General features: G+C 64.5%; 19 protein-coding genes. 9 read left to right on the top strand and 10 right to left on the bottom strand.

Annotated features, from left to right (window positions below; genetic code table 11):
* The first annotated feature begins 1 nt into the window (after position 1).
* Positions 2–2,017, top strand: a complete 2,016-nt coding sequence (locus tag BRAD3257_RS20615) for an acetyl/propionyl/methylcrotonyl-CoA carboxylase subunit alpha (RefSeq protein ID WP_162500285.1) — start codon at positions 2–4, stop codon at positions 2,015–2,017.
* Position 2,018: 1 nt separating this feature from the next.
* The gene (locus BRAD3257_RS20610; RefSeq protein ID WP_122403323.1) at positions 2,019–2,930 is read left to right on the top strand and encodes a hydroxymethylglutaryl-CoA lyase; all 912 of its coding nucleotides are present in this window, start codon (positions 2,019–2,021) and stop codon (positions 2,928–2,930) included.
* Between the two features lie 143 nt (positions 2,931–3,073).
* Here BRAD3257_RS20610 and BRAD3257_RS20605 read toward each other — a convergent pair whose 3' ends face one another.
* From BRAD3257_RS20605 to BRAD3257_RS20590, 4 genes are all read right to left on the bottom strand, one after another.
* Positions 3,074–4,000 carry a dihydrodipicolinate synthase family protein gene (locus BRAD3257_RS20605; RefSeq protein WP_122403322.1) on the bottom strand — a complete coding sequence of 309 codons (927 nt, stop codon included), beginning with the start codon at positions 3,998–4,000 and terminating at the stop codon, positions 3,074–3,076.
* A gap of 75 nt (positions 4,001–4,075) precedes the next feature.
* Positions 4,076–5,059, bottom strand: a complete 984-nt coding sequence (locus BRAD3257_RS20600; protein WP_122403321.1) for a TRAP transporter substrate-binding protein — start codon at positions 5,057–5,059, stop codon at positions 4,076–4,078.
* A gap of 23 nt (positions 5,060–5,082) precedes the next feature.
* Positions 5,083–6,348, bottom strand: coding sequence for a TRAP transporter large permease (locus BRAD3257_RS20595; RefSeq protein ID WP_122403320.1), 1,266 nt, complete (start codon positions 6,346–6,348; stop codon positions 5,083–5,085).
* Positions 6,348–6,956, bottom strand: coding sequence for a TRAP transporter small permease (locus tag BRAD3257_RS20590; protein ID WP_122406682.1), 609 nt, complete (start codon positions 6,954–6,956; stop codon positions 6,348–6,350). The genes BRAD3257_RS20595 and BRAD3257_RS20590 overlap by 1 nt, the downstream gene beginning before the upstream one ends.
* 234 nt (positions 6,957–7,190) lie before the next feature.
* On the opposite strand from BRAD3257_RS20590, the gene BRAD3257_RS20585 reads away from it, so the two are divergent.
* A complete protein-coding gene (locus tag BRAD3257_RS20585) occupies positions 7,191–7,874 on the top strand; it encodes a GntR family transcriptional regulator (RefSeq protein WP_122403319.1) in 684 nt (227 codons plus the stop codon).
* A 146-nt stretch (positions 7,875–8,020) separates the two neighbouring features.
* On the opposite strand, the gene BRAD3257_RS20580 is transcribed toward BRAD3257_RS20585, so the two are convergent.
* From BRAD3257_RS20580 to BRAD3257_RS20570, 3 genes are read right to left on the bottom strand one after another with little or no spacing between them, the layout of a single operon-like run.
* Entirely contained in the window at positions 8,021–9,379 is a 1,359-nt protein-coding gene (locus BRAD3257_RS20580; protein ID WP_122403318.1) for a TRAP transporter large permease, read from the bottom strand.
* Positions 9,376–9,930, bottom strand: coding sequence for a TRAP transporter small permease (locus BRAD3257_RS20575; RefSeq protein WP_122403317.1), 555 nt, complete (start codon positions 9,928–9,930; stop codon positions 9,376–9,378). The genes BRAD3257_RS20580 and BRAD3257_RS20575 overlap by 4 nt, the downstream gene beginning before the upstream one ends.
* Positions 9,927–10,949, bottom strand: coding sequence for a TRAP transporter substrate-binding protein (locus BRAD3257_RS20570; protein ID WP_122403316.1), 1,023 nt, complete (start codon positions 10,947–10,949; stop codon positions 9,927–9,929). Before BRAD3257_RS20570 ends, BRAD3257_RS20575 begins: the two co-directional genes overlap by 4 nt.
* A gap of 309 nt (positions 10,950–11,258) precedes the next feature.
* On the opposite strand from BRAD3257_RS20570, the gene BRAD3257_RS20565 reads away from it, so the two are divergent.
* The gene (locus BRAD3257_RS20565; protein WP_036027965.1) at positions 11,259–11,504 is read left to right on the top strand and encodes a pentapeptide MXKDX repeat protein; all 246 of its coding nucleotides are present in this window, start codon (positions 11,259–11,261) and stop codon (positions 11,502–11,504) included.
* A gap of 127 nt (positions 11,505–11,631) precedes the next feature.
* Here the strand turns inward: BRAD3257_RS20565 and BRAD3257_RS20560 are convergent, their stop codons facing one another.
* On the bottom strand, positions 11,632–11,979 hold the full coding sequence (locus BRAD3257_RS20560; RefSeq protein ID WP_122403315.1) for a DUF6481 family protein: 348 nt from the start codon (positions 11,977–11,979) through the stop codon (positions 11,632–11,634).
* Between the two features lie 264 nt (positions 11,980–12,243).
* On the opposite strand from BRAD3257_RS20560, the gene BRAD3257_RS20555 reads away from it, so the two are divergent.
* From BRAD3257_RS20555 to BRAD3257_RS20545, 3 genes are all read left to right on the top strand, one after another.
* Entirely contained in the window at positions 12,244–12,480 is a 237-nt protein-coding gene (locus BRAD3257_RS20555) for a hypothetical protein (protein WP_122403314.1), read from the top strand.
* 75 nt (positions 12,481–12,555) lie between these two features.
* Complete coding sequence (locus tag BRAD3257_RS20550; protein ID WP_122403313.1) at positions 12,556–12,792, top strand: hypothetical protein; 237 nt, start codon at positions 12,556–12,558, stop codon at positions 12,790–12,792.
* 172 nt (positions 12,793–12,964) lie between these two features.
* On the top strand, positions 12,965–13,708 hold the full coding sequence (locus BRAD3257_RS20545; RefSeq protein ID WP_122403312.1) for a hypothetical protein: 744 nt from the start codon (positions 12,965–12,967) through the stop codon (positions 13,706–13,708).
* A gap of 298 nt (positions 13,709–14,006) precedes the next feature.
* On the opposite strand, the gene BRAD3257_RS40370 is transcribed toward BRAD3257_RS20545, so the two are convergent.
* Entirely contained in the window at positions 14,007–14,168 is a 162-nt protein-coding gene (locus BRAD3257_RS40370; protein WP_164937081.1) for a hypothetical protein, read from the bottom strand.
* Between the two features lie 216 nt (positions 14,169–14,384).
* On the opposite strand from BRAD3257_RS40370, the gene BRAD3257_RS20540 reads away from it, so the two are divergent.
* Positions 14,385–14,528 carry a hypothetical protein gene (locus BRAD3257_RS20540; RefSeq protein WP_244607654.1) on the top strand — a complete coding sequence of 48 codons (144 nt, stop codon included), beginning with the start codon at positions 14,385–14,387 and terminating at the stop codon, positions 14,526–14,528.
* Positions 14,529–14,842: 314 nt separating this feature from the next.
* Here the strand turns inward: BRAD3257_RS20540 and BRAD3257_RS20535 are convergent, their stop codons facing one another.
* Positions 14,843–15,070, bottom strand: coding sequence for a DUF2171 domain-containing protein (locus tag BRAD3257_RS20535; protein ID WP_027574503.1), 228 nt, complete (start codon positions 15,068–15,070; stop codon positions 14,843–14,845).
* A 112-nt stretch (positions 15,071–15,182) separates the two neighbouring features.
* Here BRAD3257_RS20535 and BRAD3257_RS20530 point away from each other — a divergent pair, with 112 nt between their 5' ends.
* Positions 15,183–16,469 carry a PLP-dependent aminotransferase family protein gene (locus tag BRAD3257_RS20530; RefSeq protein ID WP_122403310.1) on the top strand — a complete coding sequence of 429 codons (1,287 nt, stop codon included), beginning with the start codon at positions 15,183–15,185 and terminating at the stop codon, positions 16,467–16,469.
* The last annotated feature ends 12 nt before the right edge of the window (positions 16,470–16,481 follow it).

Here is a 16,481-nt window from a genome sequence, read left to right as displayed (position 1 = left end):
GATGGACCGCTCGAAGCTCTACCGGCCATTTCGCACGCTCCTGATCGCCAACCGCGGCGAGATCGCCTGCCGCGTCATCCGCACCGCACGCGCCATGGGCCTGCGCACGGTCGCCCTCTATTCGGAGGCCGACCGCGACGCGATGCATGTCGCGCTCGCCGACGAAGCCGTGCTGCTCGGGCCGGCACGCGCGCGCGACAGCTACCTCAACGTCGAGCGGCTGATCGAGGCCGCGCGCAAGACCGGCGCGGAAGCTGTGCATCCCGGCTACGGCTTCCTGTCGGAGAATGCCGAGTTTGCGCGGGCCTGCCTCGATGCGGGGCTCGTCTTCGTCGGCCCGACCGCCGGGATGATGACGGCAATGGGCTCGAAGTCCGGTTCCAAGGAGCTGATGGAGAAGGCCGGCGTGCCGTTGGTGCCCGGCTATCATGGTGAGGCCCAGGACGAGGCGACGCTGTCGAAGGCGGCCGAGAAGATCGGCTTTCCCGTCCTGGTGAAGGCCTCCGCCGGCGGTGGCGGCCGCGGCATGCGGATCGTGCGTTCGGCGGCCGAGCTCGGGGTTGCGATCGTCAGCGCCAAGCGCGAGGCCCTGGCCGCGTTCGGCGATGATCGCATGCTGATCGAAAAGTATGTCGACAATCCCCGGCATATCGAGGTGCAAGTGATCGGCGACAGCCACGGCAATCTCTTGTCGCTGTTCGAGCGCGAATGCACGTTGCAGCGCCGGCACCAGAAGGTGATCGAGGAGGCGCCGTCGCCGACGCTCAACGCCGCGCAACGCGAGACGGTCTGCGCCGCCGCCCGAAAGGCGGCGGGCGCGGTCAACTATGTCGGCGCCGGCACCATCGAGTTCGTCTCCGACGGCAAGGACGTGTTCTTCATCGAGATGAACACGCGTCTGCAGGTCGAGCATCCCGTGACCGAGCTGATCACCGGGATCGACCTCGTCGAATGGCAGCTGCGGGTCGCCTTCGGCGAGGCGCTGCCGCTCAAGCAAGACCAGATCCGGCTCAACGGCCATGCGGTCGAAGCGCGCGTCTATGCCGAGAACCCGACCAAGAACTTCATGCCGTCGGTCGGCAGGATCTCGACCTGGCGGCTGCCGGCGGAGACCGGGGGCTTGCGCATCGACGCCGGCTATCGCGAAGGCGATGCGGTCTCGCCGTACTATGACGCCATGCTGGCCAAGATGATCGCCTGGGGACCGACGCGGGACGTGGCGATCGAGCGGCTGAACCGCGGGCTGGAAGAGACCGACGTTCGCGGCATCGTCACCAACATCTCGTTCCTGTCGGCACTGATGACGCATCCGAAGGTGTGGACGAATGCGGTCGACACCGGCTTCATCGAGCGCGAGCTGGCGGTGTTGACGCAGGCTGCGCCGGCGCCCGGAGAGCTCGAGCTCTGCGCCGCGGTGGCCGCTGTCGTCAACGAGGAGCAGCAGGCCGCGCGTGCGCAGGCAAATTCACCCTGGCAGACCTTCGGCTGGCAGCCGGTCGGCCGACGCCAGCGCAGCTTTGCCTTCCGTGTCGGGCATGGTGTTGGTCATGGGCCGGAGCAGAAGATCTCGCTGAACTACGGCAGTGGCCCCTCGACGCTGCTGATCGGCGAACGCGAGCTCGCCTTCACGATCGCGGCGAAGGACGGTGGCTTCGATCTCACGCTCGACGGCGTCAAATCGTCCGTCGCTGCCGTGATCGACGGCCATGAATTGTATCTGCGCACCCGCAACGGCCGGTTCGACCTGCACTGGGTCGATCCGTTCGGCGGCGAGAGCGAGGAGCATGTCGGCGAAGACAAGATCGCGGCACCCTTGCCGGGCACGGTCGTCGCCGTGCTCGCCGAGGAAGGCGCCAAGCTCGACAAGGGCGCGCCGATCCTGACCCTCGAAGTGATGAAGATGGAGCAGACGCTGCGGGCGCCCTATGCGGGTGTGCTGAAGTCCATCAAGTGCAAGGTCGGCGATATCGTGCAGGAGGGCGTCGAACTCGCCGTGGTCGAGCCGGCAGGAGAGTGACATGAGCGATCCCGTCCGCATCATCGAGATGGGGCCGCGCGATGGCCTCCAGAACGAGAAGACATCAGTCAGTGTCGAGGCCCGCATCGCCTTCATCGAGGCGCTGGTTGCGGCCGGCCTCGATACGGTCGAGGTCGGCGCCTTCGTCTCGCCCAAGGCGATCCCGCAGATGGCAAGCTCGGATGCCGTGCTGCGCGGCGTCGCGCATGTGAAGGGCGCCGAATTCCACGTGCTGGTGCCGAACGAGAAGGGCTATGACGCCGCACGCGCCGCGGGCGCGAAAGTCGTCTCCGTGTTCGCGGCGGCCTCGGAAGGCTTCTCGCGCGCCAACATCAACTGTACGATTGCGGAGTCCATCGGGCGGTTCAAGCCTGTGCTGGCGCGCGCCAAGGCGGACGGCGTCAAGGTGCGCGGCTATATCTCCTGCGTGCTGGGCTGTCCGTTCGACGGCGAGATCAAGCCGAAGGCGGTCGCCGACCTCGCGAGCACGCTGTTCGAGCTCGGCTGCTACGAGATCTCGCTCGGCGACACCATCGGCGTCGGTACGCCCAGCAAGGCAAAAGAGATGCTGCGCGCGGTCAGCGCCAACATTCCCGTCGGCAAGCTCGCGATGCATTTCCACGACACCTACGGGCAGGCGCTCGCCAATCTCTATGCCGGGATGGAGGAGGGCGTCCGCGTCGTCGACGCTGCCGCCGGCGGCCTCGGCGGCTGTCCCTATGCGCCGGGCGCGACTGGCAACGTCGCGACCGAGGATGTCGTTTACATGCTCAAGGGCATGGGCATCAGGACCGGCGTCGATATGGACCGGCTGCTGGCGGCGACCAACGCGATGAGCGGCGTGCTCGGCAAGCCGCCCGCAAGCCGCGTGGCGTCCGCGCTGAATGCGAAGAAGAGGCGAGCGGTCTCCTAGTTCTCCGTCATTGCGAGCCAACGGGTCCGCGCGAGCGCGGCCCGATGACAGGCTCCGCGAGGCAATCCAGAATCCCTCCGCGGAGCAACCCTGGATTGCTTCGTCGCAAGCGCTCCTCGCAATGACGACTGAGAGAGCTTTCGTCAGGCCGCCTTCAGCCCGACATCCGGCAGGCGCGGACGGTTCTTGAGCGCCTTGGCCATCATGGTCTCGACCTCGGCCTTCTCGTGCGGCAGCAGCGCCAGGCGCGGCGGGCGGGTCAGCGCGGTGCCACGGCCCATGATGTGCTCGCACAGCTTGATGCACTGGACGAGGTCCGGGCGGGCATCGAGATGCAGGAGCGGCATGAACCATTCGTAGAGCGGCATCGCCTCGGCAAAGCGGCCGGCCTTGGCGAGACGGAACAGCGTCTCGCCCTCGCGCGGGAACGCGTTCGACATGCCGGAGACCCAGCCCACGGCACCCATCGCGACGCTCTCGACGATGACGTCGTCGAGGCCCGCGAACAGCACGAAGCGGTCGCCGACCATGTTGCGGGTGTCGATGAAGCGGCGCGTGTCGCCGGAGGAATCCTTGAAGCAGACGACGGTTTCGACGTCGGCGAGCGAGGCCAGGATGTCCGGCGTGACGTCGTTCTTGTAGATCGGCGGATTGTTGTAGAGCATTACCGGCAGGTCAGTCGCGCTGGCGACGGCGCGGAAATGCGCGGCGGTCTCGTGCGGCTTGGAGGAGTAGACCAGGGCCGGCATCACCATCACGCCGTCGATGCCGACACGTGCGGCTTCCTTGGCGGTCTCGACTGCGAAGGCCGTGGTGAATTCGGCGATGCCGCACAGCACGGGCACGCGGCCGGCCGCGACCGACTTCGCCGCCTCCATGATCGCGACCTTCTCCTTGCGCTCCAGCGAGGTGTTCTCGCCGACCGAGCCGCAGACGATCAGGCCGGAGACGCCGTCGCGGATCAGGCCGTCCATGACCTTGGCGGTCGCCTCGATATTGAGCGACAGGTCGTCGTTGAATTGCGTGGTAACGGCCGGGAAGACCCCTTCCCAGGAGATGCGTGGGCTCATTGTTTGGCTCCGATTGAAATTGTGCCGGCGGATCATTCGATCCGCCGGGCATTGACGTGAGGGAGGTGGACGAGGTCAGAGCGTCGCGCCGACCTTGCGCAGCTCGGCGAGCACGGGGGCTTTCGGCAGCCAAATCTTGTCGAACTCGGCGATGACGGCCTCGGTGTCCTTGGCGTCGACCTGGCGGATCGGGATCGGCGCGTTCTTGAAGCTCTCGATCAGCGCCGGCTCGTTGCCGGCGAGCTCGTCGATCTGCGCATCAAGCGTCGTCTTGATCGTCTTGGTGATCAGCTCGCGGTCGGCGGCGGGGAGCGATTGCCAGACGCGGCCCGAGACGACGGCGGCCATCGGCATGAAGACGGCATTCATCTGCAGGATCACCTTCGACACCTTGTCGAAACGCTGATTCCAGGAGAACTCGAGATCGGCTTCGAGGCCGTCGACCTGGCCGTTGGCCATGGCGTCGAACACTTGCGGCGTCGGGATCGGCGTCGGTGCTGCGCCCAGCGAGGAGTAGAAATCGCGATAGACCGGCGTCGGATTGATGCGCAGCTTCATGCCCTTGATGTCGGCGAGCGAATTCAGGTCCTTGGAGGAGAACACGGCGCGCATGCCGGTGATGCCCCAGCCGAGCCCGATGGTCCCGGTCTCCTGCGGCAGCACGTCGAACAGCTTCACCGCCGCTGGATGGCGCACGAACTTTGCGACCGAAGGCGTCGAGCGGACGATGTAGGGCGCATTGATCGCGGCGATGTGCGGCACGCGCGAGCCGAGCTCGGCGGCCTGGATGAAGCCCATGTCGAGCGCGCCGGACTGCAATTGCTGCATCATCGCGGTTTCGTTGCCGAGCTGGCCGGAGTGGAACACGGTCACGGTCAGACGGCCGTTGGTCGCGGCCTTGAGATCCTCGCCGAATTTGAGCGCGGCCTTGTTCCAGGAATGCCCGTTCGGCGTGATCAGGCCGAGGCGGAATTCCTTGGCCTGGGCGAGCGCCAGCGATGGCGCGAACACCGAGGCGGCGGCACTGGCGGCGAGAAAGCGGCGGCGTGAAAGCGGCATGGTCGGGCTCCTTTCGGATGGGCCTATTTGACGAGGATCAGCGAGAGCGACGGGTAGAGCGAGAGCAGCACCAGCAGGAGGCAGGAGATGACGAAGAACGGCAGCGTCACCATGAACATCTTGCCGGGCTTGGCGCCGGTGACGGCGGCCGCGACGAAGAAGCAGAGCCCGACCGGCGGCGACAAAAGGCCGAGCACGAGGTTGATCACCACCACGACTCCGAACTGCCGGGGGTCGATGTGATAGATCTCGGTTGCGACCGGCAGCAGGATCGGCACCGTCATGATCAGGCCGGGAATGCCGTCGATGACCGTGCCGATGATCAGCAGGATGACGTTGCAGATCAGCATGAAGCTGATCGGGCCCTTGGCGGCGGACTGGATCCACCCGGCGGTCTCCTGCGGCACCTTGCCGAAGATCAGCACCCAGGAGAACACGGCGGCGGCAGCGACCAGGAACAGCACGATCGCCGAATAGATCGCGCTGCGCAGCATCATCTGCGGCAGCTGGGAGAACTTGAACTCCCTGGTCCAGTATTTTCCAACGAGCGCTGCGGCGACCGCGCCGACGGCTGCAGACTCCGTGGCGTTGGCGAGGCCACCGAGAATGGTGCCGACGATGACGATCGGGATCAGCAGCGTCGGCGAGGTCCGCAGGATCGTCATGACGCGCTGGCGTGGCGTCTGATAGTCCGCGCGGGGGTAGTTGTACATGTACCCCATCAGCGCGATGACGAGGCAGAACATCACCGTGAGAATGACGCCCGGCACGATGCCGGCGATCAGCATGTCGCTGACCGAGACTTGCGCCAGCACGCTGTAGACCACGAACATCACCGAGGGCGGGATGATCGGGCCGAGCATCCCGCCATAGGCGGTGAGGCCCGCCGCGAAGGTCTTGTCGTAGCCCTTCTTCTCCATCTCCGGCACCATGATCTGGGCCATGATCGCGACCTGCGCGGTTGCGGAGCCCAGGATGGAGGAGATGAACATGTTGGCGAGGATGTTGACGTAGGCGAGCCCGCCCTTGAGCGAGCCGACGAAGGCCATCGCCATGTCGACGATGCGCCTCGTGATGCCGCCGCCGTTCATGATCTCGCCGATCAGGATGAACAGCGGAATGGCGATCAGGCCATAACTGTCGACGCCGCCGAACAGCTGGAGCGGATAGGACTGGAACAGCACCGGGTTGCCCGACGCTGCGATGTAGACCAGGCCGGCGAGGCACAGGCAGAGCCCGATCGGCACGCCGACAAGCATGAACGCCATGAAAGCTGCTGACGTGATCATCAGTTGACCCCATCCAGCTCGGAGAGCTGGAAGCCCTTTGGCGGCGTACGCGGGACCAGCTCGAGATCTTCCAGCAGATTGGCGAGGCCGTGAATGGTCATCGACACCGCGAAGATCGGCAGCGTCAGATACAGCACCCAGGTCGGCCAGTTCAGCGTCTGGGTGTGCTCGGTGTAGAGGAAGTTGAATGTCGCGGCCGCGAGCTTGCGCCCATCGAAGCCGGCGCGGGCAAGCCCGACCGGATCCATCCAGAGCACGCAGGTCACGATCAGAGCGAGGCCGAACACGACGACGAGGCCGGTCGAGGTCACCTTGGCGACCTTCTGGTGCTGCGGCGAAAGACGCTCCGTCAGCATGGTCACCGCGAAATCGAGCCGCAGCCGCGTCATCGCGGAGGCGCCGATGAAGGTCAGCCAGACCACGCAATAGACCGCGGATTCATCAATCCAGTAGATGGGAAAGTGCGAGTAGCGGGTGACGACGTTCACCAGGATCAATCCGGTGAGCAGGTACATCAGGCCCATCAGCGCCAGACGCTCGAAGGCGAGCAAGGCGCTCGACATCCGGACGATCGTCCGCCGGAGGCTGAGCGCGCGCGTGGCCGGCATGGTCTGCTCGATCATGAAAGAGGCCCCAACCCCCGAAAGATTTGTCGTGCGATCGCCGAATGTATAATTTATACATTTTGGGAGTCAAACGGAGTTTGCGGTCATTTTGACGGCAGGGCGCGCTCATGCTGGGCACTTCTCTTTTGTGGAGTGCTTGGCTTTTGCCGGACGTCTCAACATGCAAGACAGGGACCGCGTCGACCGAACGAGTCGAGAAGGACAACAGACGATCAGATGAGACAGCCTCTGAAGCATCGCACCTTGTCGGCTGCGATCGTCGACCAACTCCGGCAGGCGATCCTCGACGGCACCTATCCGGCCGGATCGCAACTGCGCCAGGACGCGCTCGGCGAGGCCTATGGCGTCAGCCGCATTCCCGTCCGCGAGGCGCTATTCCAGCTCGAGGCGGAAGGCCTGGTGCGGATCGTTCCGCAGAAGGGCGCCATCGTCTCGGAGCTGTCGCTGGACGAGATCAACGACGTCTTCGACCTGCGCCGAATCCTGGAGCCGCGATTGCTCGCACAGTCGGCGCCGCGTTTCACCGCGGAGGATTTCGAGGAGCTCGACGACATCCATAGGCGGTTCGAGAAGGCGATCAAGGCGAGGAACGTCAGCGAGTGGGGCCAGCTCAACGCCGACTTCCACATGGCGCTCTACGTGCACGCACCGCAGCCGCGCACGCGCGCAATCGTGCTGTCGCTGCTCCAGACCAGCGACCGTTACACGCGTCTGCAGCTCTCCAACACCAAGGCGATGGGCATTGCCGAAAAGGAGCACGCCCAGCTGATCGCGCTCTGCCGCGCGCAAAAGGTCGAGGAGGCGTGCCGGTTTCTGGAGCGGCACATCGAAGCCGTCCGTAAGGATCTGTTGCAGGTCGTGGCGAACGCACCGCGCTCGCGGCGGAAGGAGAATTCGTAGGGCGGGTCAGCTTGCAGATGCGAGAAGCGCAGAACTTGTCGAGTGGGCAAAGGCGCGTAGCGCCGTGCCCCACCATCTCTCCGTGATCGCCGACAGGTGGTGGGCACGCTTCGCTTTGCCCACCCTGCGGCAGTTGTTATCTGTCGCTACCTGCTCCCGTCCGGTCCCATCACGAGGTCCGGCAGCCAGGTCGAAATGCCCGGCACGAAGCACAGCAGCAGCACCGCGAGCATCATCAAGAGCACGAAGGGCAGCGTGCCCCAGATCACCTCGCGCAGGGGAATGTCCGGCGCGACGTTGCGGATGACGAAGATGTTGAGGCCGACGGGCGGGTGGATCAGGCCCATCTCCATCACGATGGTCATGACCACGCCGAACCAGATGATGTCGAAATTGGCGGCGCGGAGCGGCGGCAGGATGATCGGCGCGGTCATCAGGATGATCGACACCGGCGGCAGGAAGAAGCCGAGCACGACGACCATGACGAGGATCGCGAACAGCAGCTCCCATCGCGGCAGATGCATCGCGACAATGGATTCGGCGACCGATTGCGAGATGTGCAGATAGCTCATCACGTAGGAATAGAGCAGCGACATGCCGATGATCATCATCAGCATGGTCGATTCCCGGATCGTCGATTTCATGATGGGCGCAAGGTCGCTCGGGCGCCAGACGCTGTAGATCGCCGCGATCAGCGCCAGTGCGAGCAGGCCGCCGAGGCCCGCGGTCTCCGACGGCGTGGCGTAGCCGCCATAGAGCGCGATCATGACGCCGGTGAGCAGCAGCACGAAGGGGATCACGCGCGGCAGCACGCTGAAGCGTTCGGCCAGCGTGTACTCGTCGCGCGTCAGGATCGCACCTTCGGGCCCGCCGTTCTTGTAGATCGCTTCAGCCGCCTTGTATTCCCGGCGGAATCGGATCACGGCATAGGCGCCGAACAGGGTGACCAGCAAGAGGCCGGGACCGATGCCGGCGAGGAACAGACGCCCCAGCGACTTTTCCGCGGCAACCGCAAACAGGATCATGGTGATGGACGGCGGCAGCAGGATGCCGAGCGTGCCGCCGGCGGCGATGATGCCTGCGGCAAAGCCGCCGGAATAGCCGCGCTTGCGCATCTCGGGGATACCGGCCGAACCGATCGCCGAGCAGGTCGCTGGGCTCGAGCCCGCCATCGCCGCGAACAGCGCGCAGGCGAAGACGTTGGCGACGCCGAGGCCGCCGGGGACGCGATGCAGCCAGGCATGCAGCGCCGAATAGAGATCCTGGCCAGCGCGCGACTTGCCGATCGCGGCGCCCTTCAGGATGAAGAGCGGAATCGACAGCAGCGTGATCGAGGCCATTTCCTCGTACACGTTCTGGGTCACCGTATCGAGCGAGGCCGAGGGCATGTAGATGCCCATGAACACGACCGCGACCGCGCCGAGCGCGAACGCAATCGGCATGCCCGAGAACATCACGAGCAGCGTCGCGATGCCGTAGGCAAGGCCGATACCGAAAACGCTCATGGCCGCTTGGCTCCGGTGAAGGGCAGCGCAAGCTGCACGAGGATCTGGATGCAGAGCAGGCTCATGCCGAGCGCCATCAGCGCATAGGGGATCGCGAGCGGCGGCGACCACATCGAATTCGAGACCTGGCCGTCGACATAGGCCTCATGGGCCAGTGTCCAGGATTTCCAGGCGAAGAAGGCACAGAACAGGAACGTCGCGGCGTCGACGAGCCAGAGCCGGACCTTGTTGGCGAGCGGCGAGAGCAGGCCGACGAAGGCTTCGATGCCGATATGGCCGCGGTTCTGCTGCACATAGGCGGCCGTCATGAAGGTGGCGCCGACCAGCAAGAACACGGCGGCCTCGTCCTGCCAGTAATTGGCGGCCTTGAACAAGGCACGGCTCAGCACGCTGTAGCTCAGGATGGTGCAGGCCGCGACCAGGGCGATCGCGGCGAACACGACGATGATGCTGTTGAGGATGGCGAGACCACGATCGATCGCTGCCGCAAGGCCGTTCCCGGCGGCAGCGCTCGGCAGGTCGTCACGATCCGGAAGCGGACCGTGGCTCATGCCGCAACGTCGGTGGCGAGCTTGAGCAGGTTGGCCGCGGTCGCGGTCTTGGCGCTGTAATCCTTCCACGCGGTGTCGCGCGCGATGTCGCGCCATTTGCCGACGGTGGCGGCATCGAGCGCCGAGACCTTGGCGCCGGCCTTCTCGTAGACCTTGGCGACCTCGACGTCGTCGTCCTGCGCGCCCTTGCGGCCGAAGGCTTCGAGCTCTGTGCCGACCGCGAGCAAGATATCTTGATGGTTCTTCGGCAGCTTGTCGAAGATCGCCTTCGACATCATCAGCGGCTCGAGCATGAACCAGTAGGAGGTGCCGGCGCCTGACGTCAGCGACTTCGCGACCTCTTCGAGGCGGAACGAGATCAGGCTGGTCGAGGAGGTGATGCCGGCATCGCACGCGCCGGTCTGCATCGCCGCGTAGATTTCGTTCGAGGGTACCGACAGCACCGAGGCGCCGGCCGTTTGCAGCACCATGTCCATCTCGCGCGAGCCGCCGCGCACTTTCATGCCCTTGGCATCCTCGGGCGCGACGATCGGCTTGGAGCGGCTGGCAACGCCGCCGGCCTGCCAGACCCAGGTGAGCAGGATGATGCCTTTGTCGGCCAGGAAATCGGTCAGTGCCTTGCCGACGGGCTCCTTCTTCCAGCGCAGGCCCTGATCGTAGGTGGTCACCAGGCCCGGCATCAGGCCGATATTGGTTTCCGGCAACTCGCCGCCGGCATAAGGCATCGGATAGAGCGAGATGTCGAGCGCGCCCTTGCGCATCGCGGAGAACTGCGCGTTGGTCTTGATCAGCGAGGAGTTCGGATAAATTTCCGCGGCGATGTCGCCATTGCTGCGCTTGGCAACTTCAGCAGCGAACATGCGACAGAGTCGGTCGCGGAAATCGCCTTTGTCGATGGTGCCGCCCGGGAATTGATGCGAGATCTTCAGCGTGGTGGCGGCCTGCGCGGTTCCGGTGCCGAAGCGCAGGATGGCGGGTGCGGCGACGGCGGTCGCGATCAGATGGCGGCGCGTAATCATGGTGTGATCCCCTTGGATTGTTCTTGTTGGTGTGATTTGGATCGGGTCTTGTGAGACCGGCGTTCAGGCTCATCCTAGCCGGTCTTTCAGCCGATATTCTCTCATCTGATAGTTCGAGACCGAATGCCCCGGCAAGTGCCGGCCGTGCTGCGCTGCACACTTCCTGGTCCCGCGCGCGAAAGTACGACGGATAGCGGAGGGCTCGCCAAAATTTATCGGCGGCGGCGTAACAACGCCGACTGGCGATCCGTCGAGATCAAATAGCGGCGTCCGTCGCTGACAAACACCATCTCGAAGGGAAGATGAACCATGACCATTCGCACCCGCATCGTGCTCGGCGTCTCGGCTGCCGCTCTTTCGCTTGGCCTCGCATTTGCTCCGGCCGCCTTTGCTCAGGACAAGATGGGCAAGGATGACGGCATGATGAAAAAAGACACGATGTCCAAGGACGGCATGATGAAGAAGGACACCATGTCCAAGGACGACGGCATGAAGAAGGATCACATGTCGAAGGACGGCATGAAGAAAGACGACGGAATGATGAAGAAGAATTGATCCTGCCGCGTCGTCGCGCAGCGCCCGCCTTGAGCGGCCCGCGCACTCGCGAATTCCGGCGGCGGCCTTTAAGACCGCCTCCGGAACGGTGCTTCAGTTCAAGTTCAATTGAACGTGACGAGTGAACTTACTTGCGCTTGGCCTTGCGGGCGGCATAGCGCGCATCGCGCTTGGCCTTTTGCTCGGCTTCGAGGGCAGCCTGTCTCTCGGCGGCTTCCTGGGCCTCGCGCGCGATCCGCGCGGCTTCGGCGGCCTTGGTCTCTTCCTCGAGACGCTTCTGCTCGGCCTTTGCCGCCTCGCGCGCGGCTTTCGCCTCGGCGCGTTTGGCCGCGAGGGCCTCGCGTTCAGCACGGCGTGCGACCACCGCCGGATCGTCAGGTCCCGGTTGCGATTTGAATTTGTTCAAAAGATTTTTGCGGGCTTCCTGTGCCGCCTTTTGCCGGTCTGCGAAGCCGGGTTCCCTGAATCCACTCATCGACGAGCCTTGTCTTCCTCGCTTTCGATCCTACATCGGTGCCTGTTGGTACGTCGGCTGGGCATAGCAGGCGCCACGCGACGCAGAAGCGTGTACATCGGCGCGCGTCGCGAAGCCACCCATAATCGCAGCCGATCAGGTCAACGAAAAATCGCCCCCCGACGATCTCTCGTAGCCCGGAAAAACTGCTGAATTGTGATGTCCCTCATAAGGGAGCACACGGGCGAGGCCTAGCGTCCGCCCGATACGAGACGGAGCACGGGCATGACGATCTCAAGACCAAGCCTGAAGGCGCTCGCAATTGGCTTCGCCCTGGCGAGCGTGGCCGGCGCCGCGCTGCTGCTCGCTCGTCCGCAGCCCATCGAGAGTGCGGTGCTGGGAGCGGATTGGGAATGCACCCGGACCGCATTCGTGCTCACGAGCTGCGCACCGCGGCTTCAGGAGGCAATTCCGGCGGTCGAAACCTCGCGCAAGGATGCGATCCGGCAGACCCGGGGCTGAATTGGACCGGCTGATCGGGTGTGACGCGACGCCGCAGCGGTGATAAAGCCGGCTCGCCAGCGCGACCAGACGGCCATGTCGAAGCCAGAGTCCAGATCCGAACCCGGCGAGCAGCCCAATTCTCCATCGAAGCGCCAGCCCGAGCGCCAGTCCGGCGGCGACCGCCGCGGCGCGATCGCCGGCTTGATCATTGCGATCGTGATCCTCGGGGTTGGCTGGTGGCTCGCCCGGAATCTTACCGCAGCCAGCAAGATGCAGGATTGCCTGATGTCCGGGCGAACCAACTGCAATGTGATCGAGCCGGCTCGCTAGGCGCCCGTCAGCGTGACCCGCAGGGCCGAAAAAATGCCCTGATCTTAATCATTTGTAACGGGACTTAGCCGATCAAGCAGGGCAGTTGTTTCGGCCGGCATCAGCCCGGCGCGCGGCGATTCGTCGATCGCGCCAGGGACCGCGGCCACGAGAGAGCAGGGGGCGAGCACGCATGAGTGCGTCCAAACGCATGAAGATCATCATTCCCGTGATTTCGGCCATGTCGTTGTTCGCGCTGTCGGCGCAGGCGCAAGAGGCGAGACCGCCGAAAGAGGCGGGCCCACCGCCGGCTGCACCGGGTGCTGGCGCGCCGCCGCAGACCAATCAGACTATGCGCAAGGGCCCTCCACCCCAGCAGGCGACTCGACCCGTGCAGCCGGGTAGTCAGCCCCATGCGGGTCCTGGCCCGCGCAATGCCGACGGCCCATCGCCGCGACGCCAGGCGCGCGGTCCTGCCCCGGTGCGGGACTGGGGTGGACACACCTATCGTGGCAATCTCGCCTGGGATGGTGGACGCTGGCGCCACGAAGTCCGCAACGGCCGCTCCGGCTGGTGGTGGGACGTTGGCGGCGTCTGGTATTATTATCCGGAGCGAATGGCTGGTCCGCCTGCCTACATCTCGGAGGACTATATCGACGACGTGCCGGTGGCCTATGCGCCGCCACCTCCGCCCCCGCCACCAGCTGATCCCGGCGCCAGCGCGCTTGGCGGCGCGATCGTCGGCGGCCTGCTGGGCGGTCTGATCTCGGGCAATGCAACAGGGGCTGCCGCAGGCGCGGTTCTCGGCGGCGCGACGGGCGCAATCGCCGGTGCCACCGCTGCATCCCAGCCCGGCTACTACTGGGCGCAGGGCACCTGCTATTACCGCTATCCGAACGGCCAATATGTGCAGGCCGATCCCCGCGCGTGTTACTGACTTTCCAGGCGGGATTGGAGTACGAAGGCGGGCCTAGGCCCGCCTCTTTTCTTTGCACACCGGCGATTGCTTCAGATTAGCGCTGGCGCTCGTTGCCGCCGCACGCAAGCCTGAAAGAAAAATATCGGGATGATTCGCGGAGGACGTGGGACATGCTGGATGCGATCCAGATCAGCATGGCGTTGTGGGCCATGATCGTTTGCGGCGGGATCAAACTCTCGCAGGCGTTGCCTTGTCTGTTCTAGCGCAGGATCCACCTTGCGCCGCTCGCTCGCGGAGACGCTTATCGCCTCGCGCGTCAGGACACGAGCCAGCTGAAGAACGCGATCGTGGCCCAGACCAGACCGCCGATCCAGGCGAGCATCACGATGGCGATGGTCACGAGATAGGCGATGCCGAGCAGATCGGACCTCTGTCGTTGCGTCGGGACGACGATCTCGGCTGCTGCTTTGCGCGTCATGACCTGACTCCACCATGGAGCGTTGAAGCTCTGCTTAGCGGAGATGTCCGGTGCAGGCTGTGATGCAGTTCACAGATACCTCGAACGATGCCTGTGCGACGCGGAGGTCACCCCGCAATCATACGGGCGAAATTGCCATGCGCTTGTCCAGATCGGCCATCTAAAATCGGTCGCATGTGTACCAGCTACGACCCCCGGCATGAAGCCGAAGCCGCAATGAAGCTGGCTGCGGCGTCTGAAGGTGCCGATCGGCAACGACTGATCCAGCTGGCCCTGGCATGGCATCAACTCGTCCGCGACCCGCCCGAGGAGCAAGCGGACCCGCCGGATGCCGCCGGGCGCACCCGCACCAGCGGGTAGGCCGCTCCCCACGAGAAAAACCCCGTGCTCGGGGGACAAGCACGGGGTTCTTCAAAGCCGACCGGGGCTGGCGAGTCGGCACCACTCAAGTCGGCTATCCAACGCTCTGATCGCGCGTTCGTTCCGTATCGATCCGCGGCGCTGAAATCCTGCGGGAGCTTCCCTTGCCCGTGCTCGTGAGTGCATGATCGATCCGGCTGAACCGGTCATTAACGAATGCTCGGCCCTCGATTTTGCGATCGCGATTCGTGCCTTGCGAACGAAGCCGAGTCGGACCGTGAACAAACAACAGCCCCCGAAGGGGGTCGGTGTTTTCAGGCGGCTTCCGTCTTCGGTACAGCGTCGGCATTCACCGACAGTTTGACGACGTCCCCCTCGACGGCACCGACATATTTGGTGTCGATGTAGTGATGATGGTCCTTGTGACCTTCCGGGCTGTCCTTGCGCGTCAGCTTGATGCGGTTGCCCTCGACGCGATCGACGGTGCCGACATGGGCGCCGTCCTTGCCGATGATCTTCATGTGCTCTCTGATGTCAGCCATGCTGTCCTCCTTGCATGGATTCAACAGCGAGGGTGCGTGTTCGTTGCAACGGGCGTGTTGGACCCAAGGCGCTTTCCGCACGTTGACGCTCGTCGGATCTGTCAAGAAGCGCATGGAGACCATTCGAGCCTATTTGGAACGAAAGCACGAGGAACTCAGGCTCTTGAACGACTGCCTGAGAAACCGGCTCGATTTAGCGCGTCCGTGTTCCGTCGACGACGTCGTCAGATCCAAGTTCCAGATCACTGCGGCGCTGAGGGCGGAGCACGAATTGCATGAGTGGAAGGCGACGGAGACAGCGTGGTCGCATACGGCCGATCTCGCCAGCGGGCCGTTCGAGTTCAGTTACGACTACCAGAGGGCCGATCTTACGGTACGCGGTCCTTCGTTCTACGAGTTCGAGGGCGGCCGCGCGAGCACGGCGATCTACACCGCCTCGGGCATGGCCGCGATCTCCGCCGTACTGCTCGCCTCCGCGCGGATCGTGGAGAAGGCCGATATCCTCGTGCTTCCGGGCGCCTACGGCGAGACGCTGGAGCTGATCCGGGCCTTCGTCCCTCATTTGCGGCTCGAGGCTTTGAAGCTGCCGCTCGGCGATGCGTTTGCACCAATAAGTTCGCCGCGTATACTTCTGTTGGATTCCTGCTCCTTCGCCGGCGCCTTCGACGCGGTGCTGCGCTGTGACGGATCTAGCCTCGATCTCCTGATTTTCGATACGACATGCTTCGCCGGCAGGTCAGGCCGCATCCGGCGTGTCCAGAGGTGGGCCCGCCGATACGGAATTCCGCTGGTGTTGGTGAGAAGCCACAACAAGCTCGATTCGCTCGGAGCGGAATATGGCCGGCTCGGCTCGGCCGTTTTCGTGCATTGGAATGCGCATCAGCCGCGGGCAGGGGGCGTTGAATGGAAACGTCTCGCGTCCGAAACCCGAAACGCGGTGCGGCTGCTCGGCGGCGCGGCGTTGCCGGCCCACTTCCCACCCTTCGCCGGCAGTGCGGCGTATTGGGCGCTCACGAAGCGGCGCGTTGCGGCAATCCTGCGCAACGGCCGCAGCACGGCTCGACATTTTGCTGCGAAGCTTCCGGCGCGCTCGGCCGAGCTTCACTTCACCCACGGTCTATACGTGACCCTCCATGGAAGGCGCGTGCTCGACGAGGCGGCAGCGCGGCAGGCTGCCGAGGACATGAGCAGCGCATTGCACCGGGAGGGCTTTCCCATCCGCCACGCCGGCAGCTTCGGCTTCGATTTCGCAGCGACCGAGTGGTTTCACGACGCGACCACGAATCAGTACAGCGTCCGGGTGGCCGTCCCGGATCTTCCGACGGAGCTTTGGAATGATCTGGCCGCGGCGATTGCCGTGTGGTGGCGGATGCATCGGGCGGCAGGTGATGAAGGTTGAATTTTGTTGGTA

It is taken from the genome of Bradyrhizobium vignae, from assembly GCF_900324035.1.
GTDB lineage: Bacteria > Pseudomonadota > Alphaproteobacteria > Rhizobiales > Xanthobacteraceae > Bradyrhizobium > Bradyrhizobium vignae.
The sequence above is the reverse complement of the archived record's forward strand: the minus strand, read 5'-3'. Positions and strand labels throughout refer to the sequence as shown.